Origin of the sequence: Methylibium rhizosphaerae (assembly GCF_006386545.1) — a bacterium.
Classification (GTDB): Bacteria; Pseudomonadota; Gammaproteobacteria; order Burkholderiales; family Burkholderiaceae_C; genus Pseudorivibacter; species Pseudorivibacter rhizosphaerae.
In genome coordinates this window covers 1-599 of the sequence record NZ_SWAR01000190.1, presented here as the reverse complement: position 1 = coordinate 599, position 599 = coordinate 1, and the positions used below count along the sequence as shown (strand labels likewise).

General features: G+C 59.1%; 1 protein-coding gene. It reads right to left on the bottom strand.

Annotation, left to right across the window (positions count from 1 at the left end; genetic code table 11):
- Window positions 1-99 precede the first annotated feature (99 nt).
- Window positions 100-599, bottom strand: a 500-nt coding sequence (locus E8D38_RS28055) for a hypothetical protein (protein ID WP_219851896.1), incomplete at its 5' end; no start/stop codon positions are given.

The window sequence follows — 599 nt, the reverse complement described above, 5'->3', positions numbered from 1 at the left end:
AACGTTCGACATGAGCGGCACACAACGGCGCGCTCGGTGTGGCCGAAGCGCGCCACTGCGTCCCGCCGTTGTGTGTCCGCTCGATGGAGGGGTTGGGCGTCATGACCGCGAGTAACTTCGGGCCACTAGCTTGGAGTACCAGCGACGAAGGAACTTGGGGCGGTTGTGGTGCACAAAGGCCTCCACGACTTCAGGAGGAACTCTACCGGGCGCTACCAAAAAGATGAGCACCACATCGACTGCGACCACCATGAAGGGTGCGATTGCCAGGAAAACAAGCTTGAGTTCTGGGAGCTTGTATGGACAGCCGTTCGAGTAGGCGACAAAGCAATAGATGGGCTTGACCACAACGGACAGAGCGATGCTGATGCTTACGAACAGCAGAACCTGAGCGACCGCCAGAGACGAAACGCGGGACGGTGAGTTCATTCCTCGCTCGTGCGCACCCGCATTGGCACACGCATCGATTTCGACAGGCGGCAGTTCGCCTTTGATGGAATGGCAGTTCCAGCACTGGTTGAGGTGCGTCGACGTAAGTGCCCTGCAAGCCCTGCATTCCCAGTGCTCCACCACGCCTCCTATGACGCCCAACGTTCGAC